At 53.2% G+C, this 22,083-nt stretch carries 21 protein-coding genes and 1 tRNA gene; 8 read left to right on the forward strand and 14 right to left on the reverse strand.

Features of this window, described 5'->3' with window-relative positions:
- Positions 1–50 precede the first annotated feature (50 nt).
- The 11 genes from dapA to pspF form a co-directional block, all read right to left on the reverse strand.
- Positions 51–917, reverse strand: coding sequence for a 4-hydroxy-tetrahydrodipicolinate synthase (dapA, locus tag SC206_RS19415; protein ID WP_332739907.1), 867 nt, complete (start codon positions 915–917; stop codon positions 51–53).
- A gap of 236 nt (positions 918–1,153) precedes the next feature.
- Positions 1,154–1,426 (reverse strand): hypothetical protein, encoded by a 273-nt coding sequence (locus tag SC206_RS19420; protein WP_332739909.1) that lies wholly within the window; start codon positions 1,424–1,426, stop codon positions 1,154–1,156.
- A gap of 172 nt (positions 1,427–1,598) precedes the next feature.
- Positions 1,599–2,798, reverse strand: a complete 1,200-nt coding sequence (fabV, locus tag SC206_RS19425; protein WP_332739911.1) for an enoyl-ACP reductase FabV — start codon at positions 2,796–2,798, stop codon at positions 1,599–1,601.
- Positions 2,799–3,089: 291 nt separating this feature from the next.
- Positions 3,090–4,628 (reverse strand): dipeptide/tripeptide permease DtpA, encoded by a 1,539-nt coding sequence (gene dtpA, locus SC206_RS19430; protein ID WP_332739913.1) that lies wholly within the window; start codon positions 4,626–4,628, stop codon positions 3,090–3,092.
- A gap of 560 nt (positions 4,629–5,188) precedes the next feature.
- The gene (locus SC206_RS19435; protein ID WP_332739915.1) at positions 5,189–6,367 is read right to left on the reverse strand and encodes a CMD domain-containing protein; all 1,179 of its coding nucleotides are present in this window, start codon (positions 6,365–6,367) and stop codon (positions 5,189–5,191) included.
- Between the two features lie 192 nt (positions 6,368–6,559).
- A complete protein-coding gene (sapF, locus tag SC206_RS19440; protein ID WP_332739917.1) occupies positions 6,560–7,333 on the reverse strand; it encodes a putrescine export ABC transporter ATP-binding protein SapF in 774 nt (257 codons plus the stop codon).
- Entirely contained in the window at positions 7,333–8,325 is a 993-nt protein-coding gene (sapD, locus tag SC206_RS19445; protein WP_332739920.1) for a putrescine export ABC transporter ATP-binding protein SapD, read from the reverse strand. Before sapD ends, sapF begins: the two co-directional genes overlap by 1 nt.
- Positions 8,325–9,215 (reverse strand): putrescine export ABC transporter permease SapC, encoded by an 891-nt coding sequence (gene sapC, locus SC206_RS19450; RefSeq protein ID WP_332739922.1) that lies wholly within the window; start codon positions 9,213–9,215, stop codon positions 8,325–8,327. Before sapC ends, sapD begins: the two co-directional genes overlap by 1 nt.
- Positions 9,202–10,167 (reverse strand): putrescine export ABC transporter permease SapB, encoded by a 966-nt coding sequence (sapB, locus tag SC206_RS19455; RefSeq protein ID WP_332739924.1) that lies wholly within the window; start codon positions 10,165–10,167, stop codon positions 9,202–9,204. The genes sapC and sapB overlap by 14 nt, the downstream gene beginning before the upstream one ends.
- Complete coding sequence (gene sapA / locus SC206_RS19460; protein WP_332739926.1) at positions 10,164–11,897, reverse strand: ABC transporter substrate-binding protein SapA; 1,734 nt, start codon at positions 11,895–11,897, stop codon at positions 10,164–10,166. Before sapA ends, sapB begins: the two co-directional genes overlap by 4 nt.
- A gap of 347 nt (positions 11,898–12,244) precedes the next feature.
- A complete protein-coding gene (gene pspF / locus SC206_RS19465; RefSeq protein ID WP_332739928.1) occupies positions 12,245–13,270 on the reverse strand; it encodes a phage shock protein operon transcriptional activator in 1,026 nt (341 codons plus the stop codon).
- A gap of 243 nt (positions 13,271–13,513) precedes the next feature.
- Between pspF and pspA the strand changes: the two genes are divergently transcribed.
- The 6 genes from pspA (at position 13,514) to SC206_RS19495 (ending at position 17,801) form a co-directional block, all read left to right on the forward strand.
- Positions 13,514–14,185, forward strand: a complete 672-nt coding sequence (pspA, locus tag SC206_RS19470; protein WP_332739930.1) for a phage shock protein PspA — start codon at positions 13,514–13,516, stop codon at positions 14,183–14,185.
- A gap of 70 nt (positions 14,186–14,255) precedes the next feature.
- On the forward strand, positions 14,256–14,483 hold the full coding sequence (gene pspB / locus SC206_RS19475) for an envelope stress response membrane protein PspB (protein ID WP_332739932.1): 228 nt from the start codon (positions 14,256–14,258) through the stop codon (positions 14,481–14,483).
- Entirely contained in the window at positions 14,483–14,842 is a 360-nt protein-coding gene (gene pspC / locus SC206_RS19480) for an envelope stress response membrane protein PspC (RefSeq protein WP_332739934.1), read from the forward strand. The genes pspB and pspC overlap by 1 nt, the downstream gene beginning before the upstream one ends.
- A 199-nt stretch (positions 14,843–15,041) precedes the next feature.
- A complete protein-coding gene (locus SC206_RS19485; protein ID WP_332739937.1) occupies positions 15,042–15,365 on the forward strand; it encodes a phage shock protein PspD in 324 nt (107 codons plus the stop codon).
- The gene (locus SC206_RS19490) at positions 15,346–16,743 is read left to right on the forward strand and encodes a YcjX family protein (protein WP_332739940.1); all 1,398 of its coding nucleotides are present in this window, start codon (positions 15,346–15,348) and stop codon (positions 16,741–16,743) included. The genes SC206_RS19485 and SC206_RS19490 overlap by 20 nt, the downstream gene beginning before the upstream one ends.
- Positions 16,740–17,801, forward strand: coding sequence for a YcjF family protein (locus tag SC206_RS19495; RefSeq protein WP_332739942.1), 1,062 nt, complete (start codon positions 16,740–16,742; stop codon positions 17,799–17,801). The genes SC206_RS19490 and SC206_RS19495 overlap by 4 nt, the downstream gene beginning before the upstream one ends.
- 109 nt (positions 17,802–17,910) lie before the next feature.
- Here SC206_RS19495 and SC206_RS19500 read toward each other — a convergent pair.
- The 3 genes from SC206_RS19500 to SC206_RS19510 form a co-directional block, all read right to left on the reverse strand.
- Positions 17,911–17,995, reverse strand: a tRNA-Tyr gene (locus tag SC206_RS19500).
- Positions 17,996–18,206: 211 nt separating this feature from the next.
- Positions 18,207–19,055, reverse strand: coding sequence for a formyltetrahydrofolate deformylase (gene purU, locus SC206_RS19505; RefSeq protein WP_332739944.1), 849 nt, complete (start codon positions 19,053–19,055; stop codon positions 18,207–18,209).
- 143 nt (positions 19,056–19,198) lie between these two features.
- Positions 19,199–19,660, reverse strand: a complete 462-nt coding sequence (locus tag SC206_RS19510) for a YchJ family protein (protein ID WP_332739946.1) — start codon at positions 19,658–19,660, stop codon at positions 19,199–19,201.
- Between the two features lie 170 nt (positions 19,661–19,830).
- Here SC206_RS19510 and rssA point away from each other — a divergent pair, with 170 nt between their 5' ends.
- A complete protein-coding gene (gene rssA / locus SC206_RS19515; protein WP_332739948.1) occupies positions 19,831–20,742 on the forward strand; it encodes a patatin-like phospholipase RssA in 912 nt (303 codons plus the stop codon).
- 97 nt (positions 20,743–20,839) lie between these two features.
- Positions 20,840–21,853, forward strand: a complete 1,014-nt coding sequence (gene rssB / locus SC206_RS19520; protein ID WP_332739950.1) for a two-component system response regulator RssB — start codon at positions 20,840–20,842, stop codon at positions 21,851–21,853.
- The last annotated feature ends 230 nt before the right edge of the window (positions 21,854–22,083 follow it).

Here is a 22,083-nt window from a genome sequence, read left to right on the forward strand (position 1 = left end):
TGGGCATGTCTGGACCGTCTAGAAAAACGTGGGGCTGTTCACATTATACGCTATCTGCTGATTGTGTTGAGATAATCCGTAATCGCCTGCTCGATTTCTACCGGCGCGGGCAGCAATGGCGCGCGGACCTCATTTTTCATCAGGCCGTCGAGCGAAAGGGCGAATTTAATTGCCGCCGGATTTGGCGCGGAAAACATCAGGCGAATCATCGGCATCAGCTGGAAGAAATTAGCGCGCGCGGCGGCTAAATCACCCTCTTTAACCTGTTTTACCAGCTGCACGAAACGCGCGGGGAACAGATGCGCCGAGGCGGTAATTGCGCCCGTTCCGCCCATGCAAAGGGTAGAAAGAATCTGCCCGTCTTCGCCCGACATCACGTCAAGCTCGCCGTCGGCAATCAGCGAATAGGTTAAATCGCTGTCACCGCCGCAGTCTTTAATTGCCACAATGCGCGGATGTTTCGCTAAACGACGCAGCGTTGCCAGCTCGAGGTGAATACCGCTGCGGTAAGGCACGTTGTAAACCACGATCGGCACGTTTGAGCTGTTGGCCAACTCGGTAAACCAGACTTCAAGCGCGGCCTGAGAAGGGCGAATATAGTAGGGCGCGGGGAGGAGAATACCGGCAATCGGGCGCGCGGTAATGGCTTTTTGCATCGCCAGCACGCTTGGCATGTGAGTGCCAGACAGGCCCATCATCACTTTTTCGCCGGGGATAATTTCCAGCACGGCGTCGAGCACCTGCAGCTGTTCTTCGTCACTCAGCATCGGCGCTTCGCCGGTAGTCCCGCACACAACCACGCCGTCGACGCCCTGTTCCATCACGTAATGGCACAGCGCGGTCAGCGCAGAAAAATCAATATTACCCTGATTGAAAGGTGTAACCAGTGGAACCCAAATACCCGAAAATGTAGACATAATTCACACGCATGACGCAGCGGTCATCCAAAAGAGTGCAGAGGAAAAGGCCGTTGAAACCTGTTGTTATCGCTTTTATCGCTTGCAACCAGTCTGCGTGAAAAACCCTGCGGCGGCTAATGGAATGATTTAATAAGCCCGTTGGCATTATTTGTCTGGCTAATGATAACCGTCAGTCATCACTGTTTTTTATCAAAAGTGCGAAATAAAGAGTGGGGATCGAGCAGGGCAGGAAATTATTGTGGCGGCGGTGGCGGCGCGTATTTTTCGCGGTATTCACGACGATAGGCGCGGGATTTCATTCGGCCATGCAGCCAGAGATAGGTACACACGACGCAAACGCCGCCCGAAAAGACGATGTTTCGCATGTCGCGGTCGTAGAAAAACACCAGCAGGCAGTCGAGCAGCGCCACAATGGCAAACCACTTGTGCACGTGGGATAACTTGCGGGTTTCGGCGTTAAGCCTTTTGAGTTGGCGTCCTTCATCCAGGACTTTTCTCTTTTCCATCTTGGCCTCCTGGGTGAGCGTCTGGTTTCAATATAACAAAACCGTTAAGCAAATAGTGGGCCGAAATGAAAAATATCCGCATTTTTTGTCAAAAAGTGAAAAGGGAACGCAAGCGCTCCCTTTTTTGGCTCTCCGACGAAAGCCTCTTTTAACCCGCCAGGTGGAGGAAAAGTTAGACCAGTTCGATAACGTCGAACTTCACTTCACCTGAAACGTCAGCTTCGTAATCAACGCCTTGCAGACCAAAGCCGAACAGACGCAGGAACTCGTCCTTGTAGCCCTGATAATCGGTCAGCTGATAGATATTGTCGTCGTTCAGCTGGGACCAGATAACGCCACAGGTTTTCTGCACTTCGTCGCGCAGTTCCCAGTCGTCCAGACGCAGACGGTTTTTCTCGTCGGTTTCCGGAACAGAGCCGTTGTACAGCTTGGTGGTGAACAGACGCTGGATCTGCTCGATAGTACCTTCGTGAATACCCTGTTCTTTCATGATCTTGAAAGCGATAGAGATATACAGCGGCATTACCGGAATAGCAGCAGAAGCCTGAGTCACGACAGATTTCAGTACCGCAACGTTCGCAGAACCGCCTTTAGCTTTCAGCTTGCTGTCAATCGCGTGCGCGGCGCGGTCAAGGTCTTCTTTCGCCTTGCCCAGCGTACCGTGCCAGTAGATTGGCCAAGTCAGCTCGGTACCAATGTAGGAGTAAGCCACGGACTTGGCGTTGTCGGCCAGCACGCCAGCGTCTTCCAGCGCGTTCATCCACAGTTCCCAGTCTTGTCCGCCCATAACCTGAATGGTATCAGCGATTTCCTGCTCGTTGGCAGGCTCGACAACGGCGGTCACCAGTTTGTCTTTGTTGGTATCCAGCGCGGTAGATTCATACGGTTCGCCGATAGGTTTCAGGGCAGAACGCACGATTTCGCCAGACTCAGGCATTTTACGCACTGGAGAAGCCAGCGAGTAAACGACCAGATCAATTTGACCCAGATCTTCTTTAATCAGCTTGATCACGGTGTCGCGGCATTCATTGGAGAATGCGTCGCCGTTGATGCTCTTGGAGTACAAGCCTTCTTCTTTTGCCGCTTTATCGAAAGCCGCAGAGTTGTACCAGCCAGCAGAACCGGTTTTCGTTTCGGTACCCGGCTTTTCGAAGAACACCCCAATGGTGGCAGCATCTGCACCAAACGCGGCGTTAATTCTTGAGGCAAGCCCATAACCAGTGGAGGCACCAATGACCAGGACGCGTTTTGGCCCGTCTTTCAGTTTGCCTTGCGCTTTCACGTATGCAATTTGCTCACGCACGTGGGCTTCACAGCCGATTGGGTGAGTGGTCGTACAGATAAATCCACGAATTTTAGGTTTGATAATCATGACAAGGCTTATCTTGTTAGTTATTAATGGACGGTAATATTACCTCATTTTCTCTCTAAGCTTAACACCCCCGATTTAACTCGGCGCGAATTGTGCTCATTAATAAGAATAAAACGGGGAAAAAGCAGCAAAAATAAGCAGTTAAAAACGGGAGAGGGGCGAGGAAAAGGCTATTTTAGCAGGCTGCGCGGCGGGAGGAATGCCGCGCAGTTTTTTAATCTTTAACTTACAGCGGGACTTTACCTGCGCCATTTTGAATAAAGGCGCAGGAGGTGTAGACGTTAATTAACGCTATTGTGCGTGGGTCGCCAGTTTAGCTTCCGGCTGTTTGGCGTTTTGCGGATTAACGTCGCTTTCGCGATCCAGCGTCATGCGATGCAGTTTTGGTGCGGTCAGCAGCATCAGCAGGGCAATCACGCCGGTAATCACGCCGATTTGCATAAACACGTGGCTGTAAATCGCCAGTGAAGCATGCGCGTCGCTGATATTACCCGGCACGGCAGTCAGTGCGGCAACTTTACCGGCAATGATCGCGGCAGCCGCGGTGGTCAGATACCATGAACCCATGATAAAGCCCATCAAACGTTGCGGCACTAACTGCGCCACCATCGCCAGACCCAGACCTGAAATCATCAGCTCGCCAATACTTTGCAGCGCGTAGCTCAGCACCAGCCAGTTTACCGACACAATCCCGGCCTGATTAGCGAAGCTTGCGCCCCACGGCAGCACCAGAAACGCCAGTGAACACAGCACCATACCAATCGCAAACTTGTGCGGCATTGGCAGGCTCTTGCCGAACTTGGCGTAAATCATCGCCAGAATCGGGCTAGCCAGCATGATCCAGAACGGGTTCAGCGCCTGATACTGTTCCGGCTGGAAATCAATGCCGAGCAGGTGGTTGTTCACGTTGTGGATTGCAAAGAAGTTCAGAGATGTAGGCATCTGCGCATACAGCACGAAGAACACGATCGCTTCGAGCATCAGCAGGAACGCAACAATCATCTTGCGGCGCGCAATGCCTTTCAAGGCAAACGTCTCTTTAGCGAAGATAATAATGATGCCAAGAGAAACCACCGCCAGCGCCCAGCGCGCAATTGACTGGTTGTGCAGCAGGAAGCTTGAAATAGCAACCAGCGCCGCGACGCCGACCAGCACCATTAGCAGCTTGCCGTAGTTCATCGGCTTGAAGTCAGGCTTGGAGCCGTGATCCTTCACCCAGCGGCGGCAGAACATAAAGTTAACCAGCGTAATCAGCATGCCGACCACGCTCAGCGAGAACGCCACGCCCCAGCCATATTTCGCGGCAAGGTAAGGCGTTGCCAGCATGGAGAAGAAGGAACCGATGTTCACGGACATGTAATACATGGTGAATGCGCCATCAAGACGCGGGTCATCTTTCGCGTAACAGGTTGAAAGCAAAGAGGATGGATTTGCTTTAAACAGGCCGCTACCGACGGCGATTGTCGCCATGCCCAGATATACCCAGAAGATGTCGTGCCCGGAATAGGCCACCTGCGCGTAGCCCAGCGCCAGCACAATGGCACCCAGCACGATCACGCGTTTAGAGCCGAGCACCTTGTCGCCCAGCCAGCCGCCGATCGCGACAAAGCCGTAAACCAGTGCGCTAAACGACGAGAAAAGGGTGATGGAATCGGCTTCGCTCAGGCCAAGCATTTTGACCAGATAAACCGCCATGATCCCCTGAAGGCCGTAGTAACCAAATCTTTCCCATAATTCGATCGAGAAAATAAGGTAGAACGCGCGGGGCTGTTTGAAGGCGTTCATGCTGACGCTTTCATCTTTGGTTGGTGTTGAGTTTGCTTTTGACACTAATACCTCGAATTATCTTTTCCCGCCATGAAACAGGCAGCACATAAGTAGCGCAGGTATGCACTCTTAGCATAGTTATAGGGTGTATTACGGCAGGTAATGTTCCCTATCTTGCCCGAGCAGGCAAGTATTTCGACATATCCTGTTACCATTGCGTTCGGCGTGTTGATTAAACTCTGCTCGATTTGTTATGCAGCATTAACGTTTATGTTTAATTAAATTGTTGAATGATTGTGCTGTTTGTTAATTGCCCAAAACGGGCATGACGTTAACCGCCACAAAAGCAGGGTATTTAAGAATATTATCCCGCTATTATCGGAATTAACCGAAGGAAATTTTAAATTAAGGGGTTTTTTGCAGTCTTTCGTAAAATGAAGGTCGCGGGCTTTTGCAAGTGCTTTTTCGCGGACGATTGTAATGTGATATTCGTCACTTTTTAACACTAAATTTTAGATAGGAATTAAGCCAAGTACCAGAACAGGAGGTATAGAAGAGGTGTAGTGACTGAAAATGCGTCATTACAGAGTGATTTACCCCGCAATGACGCGATCGGCAACAGCTTACGCCAGACGGGATTCGCCCAGCGTCTGGATGAGTCTATTCAACCAGTTGAACAGGGCGCTACTGAGTAAAATATCGAGAATCTGGGCGTGCGAATAGCCAGCGTCGAGCAAAGGTTGCAGCGCGGCGGCGGCAAATTTTTCAGGTGTTTGGGTCAGTATTTTCACCGCGTTAACCAGCGGATCTTGCTGAGACAGCGCCGTATTAGCCGTCTGCGTATCGTCAAATAGCGTGTCGATTAGTTCTGCCTGCCCGCCGGATTGCAGATAATAGCGGCCGTGGATCCCGGCACAGAACAGGCAGCCGTTAATGCGCGATGTCGCGGCGGCGGCCCACTCTTTTATCGCCAGCTTCTGATCGCCCGGCTGTTGCATAATGTGCGTCGACACGGCGGAAAGCGCTTCGAGCGTCGGGGCATCCTGCGCCAACAGTCGATAAAATGACGATTCACGCGCGTCGGGGGCGCAGAAGTCCAGCACGTCCAGCTGCTGTTTATTGGCTTTCTTCAAATCAATTTCAGGAAGCCGCGATTGCCAGCTACGCAGTTGCAGCGAAAATCCGCGCTGCTCGCACTCTTCAGGCCGTGGAAATCCGGGCAGCACGGTCGCCGGACGACCCGCCAACGCATTGACCACCGCCAGCAGGCGCGCCTGAAAACTCACAAAACCAATCAGCTGCGAAAAGAGAACGATATCCTGCGTGCTCAACCCGACCTCGTTGAGCTGGGTCAGCATCGCGGGCGTAATTAACGTCGGCTGGGTCGCCAGCAGCCGGGCATATTGCGCAAGATGGGTTTGGCGAATATTACTTTCACGGGAAGCATCGGGGCAATTGAGTGGAGCAAGGCGCGCGGCATAATGACTGCACAGCGGCTGAATGCCGGTAACCTGCGCCACGGTGAGCGCGCTACTCAGGCGATCGTAAAGAGATAAGGTTTGCCCGCGTGAAAGCGTGACATTTTTGGGGAATAACTTGTTGTAACAGGTTTGAGCGGCAAAAAGCAGTCCATTGCGCTGGGTCAGCGTGCGGAGCAACGACGGCTCTATTTTCTGTTCGAGACCCAAAAGAAAGCTGTCAGCGTGTTGAGTTTGACAGGGATCCAGTGGGGTGTGCCGCAGCGGACTGGTTTGAGTTTCATGATACCAACCCGCCTGTGCGGCTCTGCGCTGCTGTTCCATAATCGAGTCCTTTGCGTAGGGCAATTCAGACTCTATCCTTGCCGATCGCTCACACCCTATAAAATACTGTTAAGTGATAAATCATAGCTAAAAGGAATAGCAAAAATTAAAACTGCGACAATAAGCGCTTTCAATTGCCGTTTACTAAATCATTTCTAGCGTCGTTTCTTGTCATTAAGGCTGTCGTATAAATCATTCACCGAAGTGACTCGCCACCAGCCGTTTGGTCAAATCATGCTGCGGCGCGGCCAGCACGTCGGCGGTATTGCCTCGTTCGACCACCTCACCATTGTGCATCACCAGCACTTTATCGCTGATGTGTTTCATCATGCCGAGATGCTGCGTCACATAAATGTAAGAGATGCCCTGTTTTTCCTGCAGCTCAAGCATCATGTTGATGATTTGCGCGCGCATCGACATATCCAGCGACGCCAGCGCCTCATCGGCGACAATAACTTTGGGTTGCAAAATCAAAGCTCGCGCCAGCGCCACCCGTTGTACCTGACCCGAGGCCAGCATGTGCGGATAATAGTTGGCGTGATCCGGCAGCAGCCCGACCTGACGCAGCGTCTGATTGAGCCGGATTTCCCGCTCGTGCGCTTCCATATTGCTGGTTAAACGCAGCGGTGCTTCGAGAATGTTGCCGATACGCTGACGCGGATTGAGCGAAGTCGTTGGATCCTGAAAAATCATCCGAATAGTTTGGCTGCGCTGGCGATAATCGCCAAACTTCAGGCTCTGTTCATCAACCAGAATCTCGCCGTCGGTCGGTTCAATCATGCCTACCAGCATTTTTGCCAGCGTCGATTTTCCGGAGCCGTTTTCACCAATAATCGCCAGCGTCTGTTTAGCTTGCAGGCTAAAATTGACCGGTTTAACGGCCTGCAAATTCATTTTGCGAAACAGTCCGGTGCGATAGCGGAAGGTTTTGCACAGATTTCTGACTTCAAGCAGCGTCTCAGCCATTATTTTTCCTCCATATTCAAGGGGAAGTGGCAGGCGTAGGCGTGCGTTTTGGGCTGAAGCAGGCGCGGCGTTTCGATGCATTTTTTCTGCGCGCGAGGGCAGCGCGGCCCCAGTCGGCAGCCAATCGGCAGATGTTCGAGAGACGGAATCGCCCCGGGCAAGGTATTTAAACGGCTTTTATGCGGCAGCGAACGTCCAAAATCGGGCATCGCGCGGATCAGCGCCTGTGTATAAGGGTGATGCGGCGTCGCCAGCAGCTCTTCGACCACCGCGCTCTCAACCGTTTGGCCGCAATAAAGCACGTTAACCCGATCGGCCCATTTGCTCATCATCTGTAAATCGTGACTAATCAACAGGATGGTGGTGCCGTTGTTCTGATTTAACCGCGCCAGCAGGCGGAAAATCTGCGCCTGCGTCGTCGGTTCCATCGCATTGGTCGGCTCATCGGCAATCAGCAGGCGCGGCTGATTCGCCAGCGCGATGGCTATCATCACCTTCTGACATTCGCCTTCGGTCAGCTCGTAAGGGAAGCTGGCCATAATATCTTTGTGATCTTTAATCCCGACGCGGTGCAGCAGCTCGATAGCGCGCTTCTTGCGCCACATAAAGCGCTGATACCACAGACCTTTATAGGTCGAGCGCGGGATCGATTGAATCAGCTGTTTACCGATGCTTTCGGAAGGATCCAGACAGGATTGCGGCTCCTGAAAAATCATCGAAATATTGCTGCCAATCAGCTTGCGGCGTTCACGGGCGGAGAGCGGCAGCAGATCGATGCCGTCAAAACGCATCCGGTCAGCCGTAACGCGCCAGTTGTCTTTAGTGACGCCACAAATCGCCTTGGCGATCAGGCTTTTACCCGATCCCGACTCTCCTACCAGCCCGCGAACTTCTCCGGCGGTAAGCGACAGGCTAACGCGATCAACGGCTTTAACCGGCCCGTCGGAGGTCATGAATTCGATGGTTAAATTACGAATATCGAGTAACGGCATTATTTCACCCCCGCGATGATTGCGCGACGCACGCCGTCGCCCAGCAGGTTAATCAGCAGCACGCTGACCAGAATACAGGCGCCGGGCAGCATCACCGTCCACGGCGCGACGTAAACCAGCTCCAGCGAATCGCCGAGCATGGCGCCCCATTCCGGTGAGGGCAGCTGCGCGCCGAGATCGAGAAAACCGAGCGCGGCGATGTCCATTATTGCCATAGACAGCGCGCGGGTGAATTCGGTCACCAGCACCGCAACAATATTCGGCAGCACGGCGTAACGCAGAATTTGCAGGGTAGTTGCGCCGTCAAGACGCACCGCCACCACGTACTCTTTTTCCATTTCGTCGTGAACCGCAACATATAGCGTGCGCGCCACGCGCGGCAGCAGCGCCATCCACACCGCCAGATAGGCGTGCTCGAGTTTGGGGCCGATAAACGCCACCACCACAATCGCCAGTAATAAAGAAGGGATCGACAGCAGCGTATCAAATACGTGATTCAGCACCGCCGACCGCACGCCGCGCGTACTGCCCGCCAACACGCCGATAATCATTGCGCAAAAGGCGGCGGCGAGAGTGACCAGAATCGCGCCACCGATGGTCGGCGCAGCGCCGCTCAGAATGCGGCTGAGCAGGTCACGGCCTAAATCGTCAGTACCTAAAAAGAATGAAACGTCGCCGTAATGTGACCACGAAGGCGGCAACAGCTGGAAGCCGAGGAACTGCTGATCCAACTGATAAGGCGCCAGCAGCTCGCCAAAAACACACAGCAAAATCAGCGCGATCACGCCATAAAAGCCGATCATTGACAGGCTGTCGCGATAGAAAATTCGCCAGGTATGACGCAGCGGGCTCGGCACCTGTTTTTCGCGATAGACGTTATCGGAAGGCATACCATTCCTTATGTTTCAATGGGTTAAGGATTGCGCCTAGAATGTCTGAAAGCACGTTGACGATAATCACCAGCGATCCGGCCACCATCACGCCCGCCGAAATAGCGGCGTAGTCCTGCTGGCGAATCGCGTTAATCATCCAGCGCCCCAGGCCCGGCCAGTTAAACACCATTTCAGTGATCATCGCCAGCGTCAGCATGGTCGAAAACTGTAGGCCAAGCTGTGGAATAATCGGCGGCAGCGCGTTGTGCAACACGTGGCGGCGAATAATCGCAAAGCGTGACAGGCCACGGGTCGCGGCGGCTTTAATATAATTCTTGCCGATAATCTCGTCCGTCGAGATGCGCATCAGGCGAATCACCTCGGTCGTCGGAGCCACGGAAAGCGCGGCAATCGGCAGGATCATGTGCTTCACGGCGCTGATTATCATCTCGTGGCGATACGGCGAGTGCGACAGCCAGGCGTCGATCAGCGCAAAGCCGGTCACCGGTTTAAGCTGATAAAGCAGGTCGATACGTCCGGAAACGGGCAGCCAGCCAAGCTGCAACGAGAAGAACAGCATCAGCAGCAGCGCCAGCCAGAAAATCGGAATCGAAAACCCGAGCAGCGCCAAGGTACTGATCGCCACGTCGGGCCATTTGCCGCGCATCACGCCGGCGGTAATGCCCAGCGGGATCCCGACCAGCAGGGCAAAAATAAACGCCAGAATGCACAGTTCCATGGTGGCCGGGAACACGCTGATCAGCTGGTCGCTAATCGCCTCGCCGTTAATGCTCGAGACGCCAAAATCAAACTGACACAGGCCAACAAAAAAGAAACGGTAGGCATCCCACAGCGACGCGCCCTGTAGCGGCGCGTGCGGCGTAAAATAGCTCAGGCTGAAAGAGACCAGACTCAACAGGAAGAGGGTGATCAACAGCAACAGCAGGCGACGTAAAACAAAGATAATCACGGCGTTGTCTCCCCAGCAGGTCCCGGAAGATTGGCATCGTTGTTGCTGCCCGACGCGTCACGGAATACGCCCGCAAACGACGAATTGCCAAACGGGCTTAACACTAACCCTTTAATATCATAACGATAGGCCTGAAGACGCAGCGAAGAGGCCAACGGCAAGACGGGCAGCTCTTTTTCGAGAATATCCTGCGCCTGCTGATAGTAATCAATACGTTGCGACAACTGTTGCGACAGCAAAGCCTGATGCAGCAGGGCATCAAACTGCGGGTTACACCAGTGAGCATAGTTGGTCTGCGAGCGAATTGCCGCGCAGCTCAGCACGGGACGGAAGAAGCTGTCGGGGTCATTACTGTCGGTCGACCAGCCGGAAAGCGTGAGGTCGTGATTCATTTCCATCAAACGCGCCTCCTGAAAACGCCCTTCGACCGGCACGATGATCACTTTAATGCCGACCTGACCTAAATCCGCCTGAATCAGCTCGGCGGTTTTCAGCGGACTGGGATTGTACGATTGCGAGACAATCGGCACCCAAAGATGCAGCACTAAATCTTTTTTACCCAGACTTTCAAGGATCTGCCGCGCCTTGTCAGGATTATATTCCGTGACTTTGGCACTGCTGTCGTAGGCCCACGAGGCGCGGGGCAACACTGACGCCGCCGTTTCCGCCGTGCCGTAATAAATAGACTGCATCAAACGCTGATTGTTAATCGCCAGCGCAACCGCCTCGCGCACGCGAGGGTCATCCAGCGGCGCTTTGTTGGTATTAAACGCCAGATAAGCGACGTTCATGCCCGGACGCAACGTCAGCCGCAGGCGCGGATCGTCGCGCAGAATAGAGAGCTGGCTCGCCGCAGGATAGGCCAGCACGTCGCATTCACCGGTCAGCAGCTTGGAAATACGCCCCGTGCCGCCGACGCCCATATCAATCACCACCTGCTGCATGCGCGGAATACCTTTCCAGTATTTCCCGTTGCGTTCGAGGCGCACATATTGTCCGGCGCGAAAATCAGAGAGTTGGAAAGGGCCAGTGCCGACGGGCAGGCGATCGATCTGCTCTTCAGTACCGCGTTTTTTCAGGTTGGCCGCGTATTCCGCCGACAGTACCGGCGCATAGTGGGTCGCCAGATGCCACAGGAATGAAGCATCTGGATTATTTAATTTGAATTCGACGGTGTAATCGTCGAGCTTTTTAACGCTTTTCACCGTGTTGGCAAACTGCAAGCTGTCGAAATAGGGGTAATCGCTGCCGTTAACGTTGTGGTACGGATTATTTTCGTCGATAACGCGCTCATTGCTGAACACTACGTCGTCGGCATTCATTTTACGGGTTGGCGTAAACCACGCCGTTTTTTGGAACGGCACATCTTTACGCAGGTGAAAACGGTAGGTCGCGCCGTTGTCGAGCACTTCCCAGCTTTGCGCCAGCTCGGGGATCAGCCGATAAGTATAAGGGTCGACGTCAAGTAAACGGTCGTAAAGCTGCGCGGCGAGGGTATCGATAATCAACCCGCTGCTGGCTTTTTGCGGATTAAAAGTATTAACCATGCCGTTGACGCAATAGACAAATCCGCTGTGACGAATATCAGCGGCGGGCGCAGGCGGGGCGGGTGAATGCGTTTTTTCATTGACGGTGCTCGCAGCGGAATTTGCCGCTGCAAAAGTTAGCACGGCAAAGCAGGCCGATGTCAGACCGACCAGTAATTGCATCCAGGGGGTTTTACGACGCATAAGGGCTTCAAATGTAAGTAAGCGATCTGCTAAGTGTACCGCACTCTGCCGGACACCCCAATCATTGCCGCAAACAGTAGCCGCAAACTTAGTATGGTAATGAGAAAAATTCTCAACAAAGTGCTTTACAGATGCTACTGATAACTATTATCATCTTTTTACCGGCCGCAGAACGCCCCGCCCTGGGACGTAAAACGGCGGGTACGACATTGCTCACATTGCTTCCAGTATTATTTAGCCAGCTCGGGTGCTGGCTTTTTTTTTGCCTGAAAATCCATCTTTCTTCTTTATACCTTCCCATCGTGAATCCTTCTTCGTGACTTCTTTATAGCTACACTCGATTACGCCTACTCGTCGTCTTGCGTATTCACCTGTATGCCGTGCTTCTTGAGCATTCCACGCAGCTGATGGTAAGTCAGGCTGAGCAATTCCGCCGCGCGGCGCTGGTTGAATTTTGCCTGCTTCAGCGCCTGTTCAATCAGCTTTTTTTCTACCTCTTGCAGCCAGGCTTTGCTGTCGACCGGCAGAGAAGGCAGGGCAGACGTCGCCTGCGAGGCGGGCAGGTTGTCAGCCAGCGGCGCAGAGGGCAGTGACGCGGTGTTGCGGCTAAACGGGTTCAACACGATATTATCCAGCGGCGTATCGCTGGTGCCGTGGCGATACATCGAACGTTCCACCACGTTTTTGAGCTCACGCACATTGCCGGGCCAGCGATAATCGAGCAGCGTGGCCTGTGCCGACCGGGTAAAACCGGGGAATAACGGCAGCGAAAGTTCGCGACACATCTGGATAGCAAAATGCTCGGCCAGCAACATGATGTCTTGTTGTCTTTCACGCAGCGGCGGCAGCTGCACGACGTCAAACGCCAGCCGGTCGAGCAGGTCGGCACGAAACTTTCCGGCGGCGGCGAGGGCGGGTAAATCGTCGTTGGTGGCGCAAACCAGCCTGACATCCACCTGCAAAGGCTGACTGCCGCCCACGCGCTCGAGATGGCCATATTCAATCACCCGCAGCAGCTTCTCCTGCACCAGCATGGGCGCGGTCGCCAGCTCGTCGAGAAACAGCGTGCCGCCATCTGCGCGTTCAAAACGCCCCAGATGACGCTTTTGCGCGCCGGTAAATGCGCCCGCCTCATGGCCGAAAAGCTCCGAATCCAGCAGGCTCTCGTTTAATGCCGCGCAGTTTAGCGAGATAAACGGCCCTTGCCAGCGGCCCGACAGATAATGCAGGCGATGAGCAATCAGCTCTTTGCCCGTTCCGCGCTCGCCCGTTACCAGCACCGGCTTATTTAATCGTGCAAGTTGCGAGACCTGTTCCAGAACCTCGATAAATGAATTGGCTTCGCCGAGCAGATTGTCGATAGTGGCTGTCATAGTGAGATTTACCAACTCTTGGTTAATTTAATCATTGTGTTTTTAAGCCTAGCAGAAAGGGAAATAAAAAAACCGTTTTCTTTCAGGGAGATATTAAATTTTCAAAGTTGGCACGCGTTTTGTAATACCTATAGCAGAGAAGATGAATGCAGAGCGCTTTTACTTTCTGCACCATCACTGATTTAGGTCGACCCATTTGGGTCTTAAAGTCAAAGAGTTAACAGTCAAAGAGGACGTTTCATTATGGGTATTTTTTCTCGTTTCGCCGATATCGTTAATGCCAATATCACTAACCTGCTGGATAAAGCCGAAGATCCGCAGAAGTTAGTCCGCTTGATGATTCAAGAGATGGAAGACACGCTGGTTGAAGTTCGTTCAACCTCTGCCCGCGCGCTGGCCGAGAAGAAGCAGCTAAATCGCCGCATCGAACACGGCGAGTCGCAGCAGGCCGAATGGCAGGAAAAGGCCGAGCTGGCGCTGCGTAAAGACAAGGACGATTTGGCGCGTGCCGCCCTGATTGAAAAACAGAAGCTGGTGGAATTGGTCGCGACGCTTAAAACCGAAGTGCAGGCCGTTGAAGAAACGCTGGATCGCATGAAGTCTGAAATTGGCGAGCTGGAAAGTAAACTGACTGAAACCCGCGCGCGCCAGCAGGCATTGACGCTGCGTCATCAGGCGGCTTCTTCGTCTCGCGATGTGCGTCGCCAGCTCGACAGCGGCAAAATTGATGAAGCGATGGCGCGTTTCGAGCACTTCGAACGCCGTATTGATACCATGGAAGCCGAATCGGAATCTTACGGCATCGGTAAAAAGAAAACGCTCGACCAGCAGTTTGCCGAACTGAAAGCCGACGATGAAATCAGTGCCCAAATCGCCGCGCTGCGTGCCAAAATTAACACTAATAAGGACGCGTAATCGATCGTGATGATGACCTGCAAAGGGTCAACCAACGATCTTTTACCTTGGCTATCCTAAAGGAGTAGAGATGAGTGTTCTGTTTTTAGCCATACCCCTGACCATTTTTGTTCTGTTCGTGGCGCCTATCTGGCTGTGGCTGCATTACAGCAGCCGCGGACAAAACGGCAGCCAACTGAGCCAGAATGAGTATCAGGATTTACAGCAGTTGACGGGCGAGGCGCGCCGCATGCGCGAACGTATTCAGGCGCTGGAAGAAATTCTCGATGCCGAGCATCCGGGTTGGAGGCAGTCATAATGTCTACCACGCTGTCACAAAGAAAGCTCTATCTCGTGCCTGAAGAGGGCATGCTGAAAGGCGTTTGCGCAGGTCTGGCTCATTATCTGGGCGTGCCGGTTAAACTGTTGCGCCTTATAGTCGTGTTGTCGATGTTCTTTGGCCTGTTTATGTTCACTATCGTGGCCTATGTTCTGCTGGCCTGGCTGCTTGAGCCCGCGCCCGCCGACAGTTTTGGCGATGAAAAGCAGGCATCTTCCCGTGATTTACTGGCAGAAGCCGACCGCCAACTGGCCGCCAGCGAGCAGCGGCTGAGAGAAGTCGAACGCTACGTCACCTCCGAAACCTTTGGGGTACGCAGCCGCTTCCGTGAACTCTGATTTCACGATTTGTTATACTAAATAAAATACTGCTTTAAACAGTAACGATCTAAAAACAGACTGTTTTTAAAAACAGCTCGGTTTTAAAAACTGATCGGAAACAGCGCCTTCGGGCGCTGCATTTATAGATGTTACCTATTCATATCTTGTCATGGCCCATTAATTATTCGTTGGGTGCCAGACTCAGGAGGCAATACTTATGCGTTATGCATCAGCCGTTTCTACCTCAGCCGTTCCTGCATCAGCCGTTCCTGCATCAGTTAAAGCCAATACGGATTCCGCAGCTCGCGCAACAGCGGCAAAACCGGCTAAACGTGGCTTCATGAAGAAGGCCTTCAAGCTTATCGTTATGCTGGTCCTGACGTTTGCTCCTGCGGGCGTCGCCGCCAAAGTGCTGGGCGTTTTGGGCCGTGGTCCGCTGCGTTATATTTTGGCTATTGTGCTTGAGCCGCTGATTAGAAAGTTGTTAACCGCCCTGTTGGGGCGTCATGCCAGGGAGAGCAATGAAACGATTACAAAATGAGTTTGGATCGCTGGTCAACCGTGGATTAGACCGGCATTTACGTCTTGCCGTCACCGGCCTTAGCCGTAGCGGCAAGACGGCATTTATCACTTCTTTGGTTAATCAACTTTTACACGTTCACAGCGGTGCGAGATTGCCGCTGTTTTCCGCAGTGCGCGAAGAGCGACTACTCGGCATTAAAAGAGTGCCGCAGCGCGATTTGGGCGTGTCGCGCTTCACTTACGATCAGGGCATCGCCCAGCTTTACGGCACGCCGCCCGCGTGGCCTACGCCAACTCGAGGCGTCAGCGAAATCCGTCTGGCGCTGCGCTACCGCTCCAATGACTCCCTTCTGCGCCACTTCAAAGATACCTCCACTTTATATCTCGAAATCGTCGACTATCCGGGCGAATGGCTGCTGGATTTGCCGATGCTGGAGCAGGACTACTTAAGCTGGTCGCGACAAATGGCCAGCCTGATAACCGATCGCCGCGCCGAATGGGCTGCACCTTGGTTAAAACTTTGCCAACAGTGTGATCCCCTTGCGCCCGCCGACGAAAATCAGCTGGCTGCCATCGCGCAGGCATACACCGACTATCTGACGCGCTGTAAAGATGAAGGGCTGCATTTTATTCAACCCGGTCGCTTTGTGTTACCCGGTGATCTAGCTGGCGCGCCCGCGCTGCAGTTTTTCCCATGGCCCGAGCTGGGCCAATATACTGATGCCCAGCTGGCGCAGGCCGACAAACAGAGTAACCTCGGCATGCTGCGTCAGCGCTTTGACTATTACTGCGCGCAAATCGTTAAAGGATTCTATAAAGAACACTTTATCCGTTTTGATCGCCAAATCGTGTTAGTCGACTGTTTGCAGCCGCTCAACAGTGGTCCGCAGGCGTTTAATGATATGCGCCTTGCGCTGACTCAGCTGATGCAAAGTTTTCACTATGGAAAGCGCACGCTGTTCCGCCGTCTGTTTGCTCCTTGCATCGACAAACTGATGTTTGCTGCCACTAAAGCCGACCACATCACCGGCGATCAGCACGCCAATTTGGTCTCGCTGCTGCAACAGTTAGTGCAGGAAGCCTGGCAGAATGCCGCTTTCGAAGGTATCAGCATGGACTGTGCCGGTTTGGCTTCCGTACAGGCGACCGAAAGCGGGTTGGTGGATTATCAGGGGCAGTCGATTCCGGCAGTCAAAGGCCAACGCCTTGCCGACGGACAGCCGCTGACCGTTTTCCCGGGCGAGGTGCCTGCGCGTCTGCCGGGCAACGCGTTTTGGCAACAGCAGGGGTTTCATTTCGATGATTTTCGTCCGCGCCAGATGAACATCGACCAACCTATGCCGCATATTAGAATGGATGCCGTGATGGAATTTTTACTGGGAGACAAATTGCGATGAGCGCGCCTTTGAAACCAAGAATCAATTTCGAGCAGGATATCAAAAGCCCCGAAGAGCCGGTGCTGCGTGCTGCGCAAAGCTTTGAAGGCGATCACGCCGAAAACTTTTTGGCCGTACCTGAAGCCGATCCGCTACTGCCCGAAGATGGACAGGCCGAAGCCGTGGTGAGCCGCGCCTTGAAACCGCGCCGCAGCCTGTGGAGCAAAATGGTTCGCCTCGGTGCCGCCGTTTTTGCCGCCAGCGTGGTTGGGCAGGGCGTGCAATGGATCCATCAGGCATGGGTGCAACAAGATTGGATTGCATTGGGTGCCTGCACGGCGGGCGGCTTAATTGTGGTTGCCGGTATTGGCTCGGTGATTACCGAATGGCGACGGTTGTATCGCCTGCGCCAGCGTGCCGACGAGCGAGATGAGGCCAGCGATTTGCTGCACAGCCACGCATTGGGCCACGGACGCGCGTTTTGCGAGAAGCTCGCTCGACAGGCCGGACTCGACCAAAGTCATCCGGCATTACAGCGTTGGCAGGCTTCTTTGCACGAAACGCACAGCGATCGCGAAGTAGTCGAACTCTATGCCCGTTTGGTTCAGCCCGTGCTCGACGGCCAGGCAAGGCGCGAAATCAGCCAGTCTGCCGCAGAGTCCGCGTTAATGATTGCCGTTAGCCCGCTGGCTATTGTCGACATGAGCTTTATCGCCTGGCGAAATCTGCGTTTAGTTAATCGAATTGCTAATTTGTATGGTATTGAGCTGGGATATTACAGCCGAATCCGGCTGTTCCGTTTAGTGCTGCTTAACATGGCTTTTGCCGGCGCGACCGAACTGGTGCGCGAAGTGGGCATGGATTGGGTATCGCAAGATTTGGCCGCCAGACTCTCCGCTCGCGCAGCGCAGGGGATCGGTGCCGGTTTACTTACCGCGCGTTTGGGCATCAAAACTATGGAATTATGCCGTCCGTTGCCGTGGCTTGAAGGCGATAAACCGCGTTTAGGTGATTTTCGTAGCGAGTTGGTGGGCAAGCTGAAAGCGACCATGAGCAAAAGCACCAAGGCGAAATCTTAGCTGTTATAGCTGTAATAAAGTCGAAGCGTGTTATCAAGGATTGATACAGTTTTGAAGGTAAAGCGCAGGAAATAAATACTGAAATGACGTGCTAGAGGATGAAGCGAGATGGTGGTGGGGGAAGGATTCGAACCTTCGAAGTCGATGACGGCAGATTTACAGTCTGCTCCCTTTGGCCGCTCGGGAACCCCACCACGAAATTCGTGGATTTCTATTTCTCTCGAGATTCGTGAAACGTTGAATCTCTCTCGCCGCGTGGCTTGTCGCGGTAAGCGGGGCGCATCATATCAAATGAAACGCGGCTGTAAAGTGTTGAATCCGAGAAAATAGTTTGAATGCCGTTTTTTTAGTCGGGCGGGCGTTTTCGTGAACAAAAACGCCCGCCCTTGCTCGTAAAGTCGTCTGCTAAACAATAATCGTGCGATTGCCGTAAACAAAGACGCGCTGTTGCAGCACTTTATAAATCGCACGGCTTAACACATTCTTCTCAACGTCACGACCGGCTCGCATCATATCGTCAGCGGTATAGGTGTGGTCGACGTGGATCACGTCCTGCATAATGATCGGACCTTCATCCAGATTGTCATTCACATAGTGCGCGGTCGCGCCAATGATCTTCACGCCACGCTCGTAAGCCTGATGATAAGGACGCGCGCCGATAAAGGCCGGCAGGAACGAGTGGTGAATGTTGATCACCTGATTTGGATAATGCTGCACAAAGCCCGGCGTCAACACGCGCATATATTTCGCCAGCACCACATAATCAGGCTGATACTGGTCGATTTGTTCCATCATCGCGCTGTCATGCTGTTCGCGGGACAGCCCTTCGTGGCTCACCAAATGGAACGGAATATCGAAACGCTCGACCAGCGTTTGCAGCGTGTCGTGGTTGCCGATAACCGCCGCAATCTCTACGTCCAAGCCGCCGTAGGTTGATTTCATTAGCAGATCGCCAAGACAATGCGCCTCTTTGGTGACCAAAATCACGATGCGGCGACGATCGGTGCTTTGCAATTCACGTACTGAACCTTTCGGCAGGGCGCTATCGAGATCGGCCAGCAGCGTATTGTCGTTGAAAATGCCTTCAAGCTCGGTACGCATAAAGAAACGGCCGGTGCGGTGGTCAACATATTCGTTGTTCTGCACGATGTTCAGCTCATGCTTGAAACAAATATTGGTGATTTTGGCGATGAGGCCTTTTTCATCCGGGCAAATGGTACGAAGAACTTTGGTTTGAACGTTGTGTTGTGACATTGAGGTCTGGATCCTGTCGCCTTCTTGCTGAGTAAAAGACCCACGCGTGGCGCGCCGTGGGCAATTTACGCTCGCTCGGAGGTAAGTTAATTATGTGTTTGTCTGATTATGGTGCGCTTGAGCGCATCGTCAGTGCCGCGTTATCAGGCGCAGCACTTTTTATATTTTTTGCCTGAGCCGCAGTGACAGGCGTCATTTCTGCCAAGCAGTGGCTTGGTGCCATCAATATAATACCAGTGTTTGGCAATTCTCAAAAAGCGCGAGCGTTCATGAATTGTCACGACCGCGTCTTCGCCGTTTTCCTGATAACGGGCCGAGAATTCGACAAAACCTTCGTCGGGATTTTTCCCCGCTTTGGTGGTAATTACGCGAAGGCCAAGCCAATCGGTTACGGCGAAACCTTCTTCCAGCGCGGCGCGCAGTTCAGGCACGCGACAGTCCGGATGCCAGCTGGCAATCAGGTAATCGGCATTTTTGGTGACGTAGGCGCTATAGCGCGAACGCATCAGAGCTTCGGGCGTCGCCGCTGGGCTTTCGCCAGTGATCGCCGGTTGGCAGCATTGTGCAAATTCGTGTTCGCTGCCGCAAGGGCATAAAGTGGTCACATTAACTCCGGGGGCGGCTATCGCCTGAGGTACGCTATTGAATGCAGAAGGGCGTTATGTTACCTAACAATGTCACTGGGTGACAACGCGCAAACCACAGCAAAGTGTGAACAAACAGCAATTTTCTGGTCCGCAGCAAAACGCGTCAATAGACAAAGATAGGAAAAACAATGGCTCGACAGTTAAAAATTGGTTTAGCACTGGGTTCGGGCGCGGCAAAAGGCTGGGCACATATTGGCGTAATAAACGCACTGCATGAGATGGGCATCGAGGTTGATATTGTCGCGGGTTGCTCGGTAGGTTCACTGGTTGGCGCTGCTTATGTTAGTGGTCGCTTACCTGCCATGGAGAGCTGGGTGCGCTCGTTCAGTTATTGGGACGTGCTACGGCTCATGGATTTTTCGTGGCGTCGTGGCGGCCTGCTGCGCGGCGAACGCGTGTTCAACGCCGTTTCACAGCTGCTACGTATTGATGATTTCGAACAGTGCAACCGCAAGTTTGGCGCGGTTGCTACCAACTTGAGCACGGGCAGAGAGTTATGGTTGACCAAGGGCGACCTTCATCAGGCGGTTCGCGCCTCATGCAGCATGCCCGGACTGCTCGCGCCGGTCTGGTTTAACGGTTACTGGCTGGTGGACGGCGCGGTGGTGAATCCGGTTCCGGTTTCACTCACCCGTGCGATGGGCGCAGATATTGTTATCGCCGTCGATTTACAGCATGACGCGCACCTGATGCAGCAAGAAATGCTGTCGGTTCAGGAGACGCCCGCGACGGTGAAAGATGCTATCGAGCTTAACTGGCGCGATAAAATTCGCCAAAGGTTGGCGCGCCCGCCGATGCAACAAAGTAATCCCACGCCGACGGCGATGGAAATTATGTCCACCTCGATTCAGGTGCTCGAAAACCGTCTTAAGCGCTATCGCATGGCGGGCGATCCGCCTGACGTTATTTTGCAGCCTTTCTGTCCGCAAATTTCTACGCTGGATTTTCATCGCGCCGATGAAGCGATTGCAGCAGGGCGATTAGCGGTTGAAAAACAGACCGATCTCCTTTTACCATTGATTAAAAGCAATCATTTCTGAACGGCTTAGCAAGAAACGCGCGTTATATGATAATTCAGACGGGCAAAAGTGCGCGTTATAGGCCACTATTAGGAGTAAGAAATTCTGGGAGACCCTGATGGACAAGCCACTTACAAGCAAGCACATTCTGATCGTCGAAGACGAAGCCGTTTTCAGATCGGTACTGGCAGGCTATGTGAGTTCGCTGGGTGCGACCTTTACTGAGGCTAAAAACGGCCTGGAGGCGTTGTCACTGGTTGAAGATGTGCCGCCGGATCTGATCCTCTGCGATCTGGCGATGCCTGAAATGGGCGGCATCGAATTTGTAGAAAATCTGCGCCTGCAGGGAAACAAGATCCCTGTATTGGTTATTTCGGCCACTGACAAAATGACTGACGTCGCGACCGTGCTGCGTCTGGGCGTGGAAGATGTTCTGCTAAAACCGGTGAATGACCTAAACCGTTTGCGTGAGGCGCTGCTGAGCAGCCTTTATCCCAAACTGTTTTCATCGCAGGCCATGGAAAAGAACGATCTTATTCAGGACTGGGAAGCCCTTTGCCGTAATCCTCATGAAGCCGCCCGACTGTTGCAAGAGTTGCAACCGCCGGTACAGCAAACTCTGGCTCACTGCCGTATCAACTACCGCCAGTTAACGATGGCTCAAAATGCCGGACTGGTGCTGGATATCGCCGCGCTGTCGTCGAAGGATCTGGGCTTTTATTGCCTGGATGTTACCCGCGCCAATGAAAATGGCGTGTTGGCCGCGCTTTTGCTGCGCGCAATATTTAACGGATTGCTGCGTGAACATCTGAGCAATCAGAATCAGCGCTTGCCGCAGATGTCCGCGTTATTAAAAGAGGTGAACCACCTGTTTAAACAGGCGCACCTTCATGGACAGTTCCCGTTGCTAATGGGCTACTACAATTCCGAACAGAAAAATCTTATTTTGGTCTCTGCCGGATTGCACGCCAATATTAATACGGGCAACAATCAGATTCAGTTGAGTAACGGGGTGCCGCTGGGCACGCTAGGTTCTTCTTATTCTAATCAGGTCAGTCAGCGTTGCGAATCCTGGCAGTGTCAGGTTTGGGGAGCCGGCGGGCGTTTGCGACTCATGCTCTCTGCCGAGTAACTTTCTGCTGCTTCTTTTTAGCCGCAAAAATAGCGTGTGGCAGTGAAAATAGCGCGTGCAGACCACTTTTTGCAAAACCGGGTTAACGCCTGGTTTTGAATGATTAAACAATGCGTATACCTGCCACCACTTTGCCCCATCCTACGCATGATCTGCGTCACCATCCCCTTCTAAGCTGTTATACTGCCGCCCAATAATTGCCGCGCCCCTCATTGGGAAGCTGACTACGA

Source organism: Rouxiella sp. T17 (assembly GCF_036663475.1).
In the GTDB taxonomy this organism is placed as follows: Bacteria; Pseudomonadota; Gammaproteobacteria; order Enterobacterales; family Enterobacteriaceae; genus Rouxiella.

Bases quoted from the DNA above. Each gene is read 5' to 3' on its own strand.
- dapA (WP_332739907.1), bottom strand. From the start codon at position 917: ATGTCTACATTTTCGGGTATTTGGGTTCCACTGGTTACACCTTTCAAT.
- SC206_RS19420 (WP_332739909.1), bottom strand. From the start codon at position 1,426: ATGGAAAAGAGAAAAGTCCTGGATGAAGGACGCCAACTCAAAAGGCTT.
- fabV (WP_332739911.1), bottom strand. From the start codon at position 2,798: ATGATTATCAAACCTAAAATTCGTGGATTTATCTGTACGACCACTCAC.
- SC206_RS19435 (WP_332739915.1), bottom strand. From the start codon at position 6,367: ATGGAACAGCAGCGCAGAGCCGCACAGGCGGGTTGGTATCATGAAACT.
- sapF (WP_332739917.1), bottom strand. From the start codon at position 7,333: ATGGCTGAGACGCTGCTTGAAGTCAGAAATCTGTGCAAAACCTTCCGC.
- sapD (WP_332739920.1), bottom strand. From the start codon at position 8,325: ATGCCGTTACTCGATATTCGTAATTTAACCATCGAATTCATGACCTCC.
- sapC (WP_332739922.1), bottom strand. From the start codon at position 9,215: ATGCCTTCCGATAACGTCTATCGCGAAAAACAGGTGCCGAGCCCGCTG.
- sapA (WP_332739926.1), bottom strand. From the start codon at position 11,897: ATGCGTCGTAAAACCCCCTGGATGCAATTACTGGTCGGTCTGACATCG.
- pspF (WP_332739928.1), bottom strand. From the start codon at position 13,270: ATGACAGCCACTATCGACAATCTGCTCGGCGAAGCCAATTCATTTATC.
- pspA (WP_332739930.1), top strand. From the start codon at position 13,514: ATGGGTATTTTTTCTCGTTTCGCCGATATCGTTAATGCCAATATCACT.
- pspB (WP_332739932.1), top strand. From the start codon at position 14,256: ATGAGTGTTCTGTTTTTAGCCATACCCCTGACCATTTTTGTTCTGTTC.
- pspC (WP_332739934.1), top strand. From the start codon at position 14,483: ATGTCTACCACGCTGTCACAAAGAAAGCTCTATCTCGTGCCTGAAGAG.
- SC206_RS19485 (WP_332739937.1), top strand. From the start codon at position 15,042: ATGCGTTATGCATCAGCCGTTTCTACCTCAGCCGTTCCTGCATCAGCC.
- SC206_RS19490 (WP_332739940.1), top strand. From the start codon at position 15,346: ATGAAACGATTACAAAATGAGTTTGGATCGCTGGTCAACCGTGGATTA.
- SC206_RS19495 (WP_332739942.1), top strand. From the start codon at position 16,740: ATGAGCGCGCCTTTGAAACCAAGAATCAATTTCGAGCAGGATATCAAA.
- purU (WP_332739944.1), bottom strand. From the start codon at position 19,055: ATGTCACAACACAACGTTCAAACCAAAGTTCTTCGTACCATTTGCCCG.
- rssA (WP_332739948.1), top strand. From the start codon at position 19,831: ATGGCTCGACAGTTAAAAATTGGTTTAGCACTGGGTTCGGGCGCGGCA.
- rssB (WP_332739950.1), top strand. From the start codon at position 20,840: ATGGACAAGCCACTTACAAGCAAGCACATTCTGATCGTCGAAGACGAA.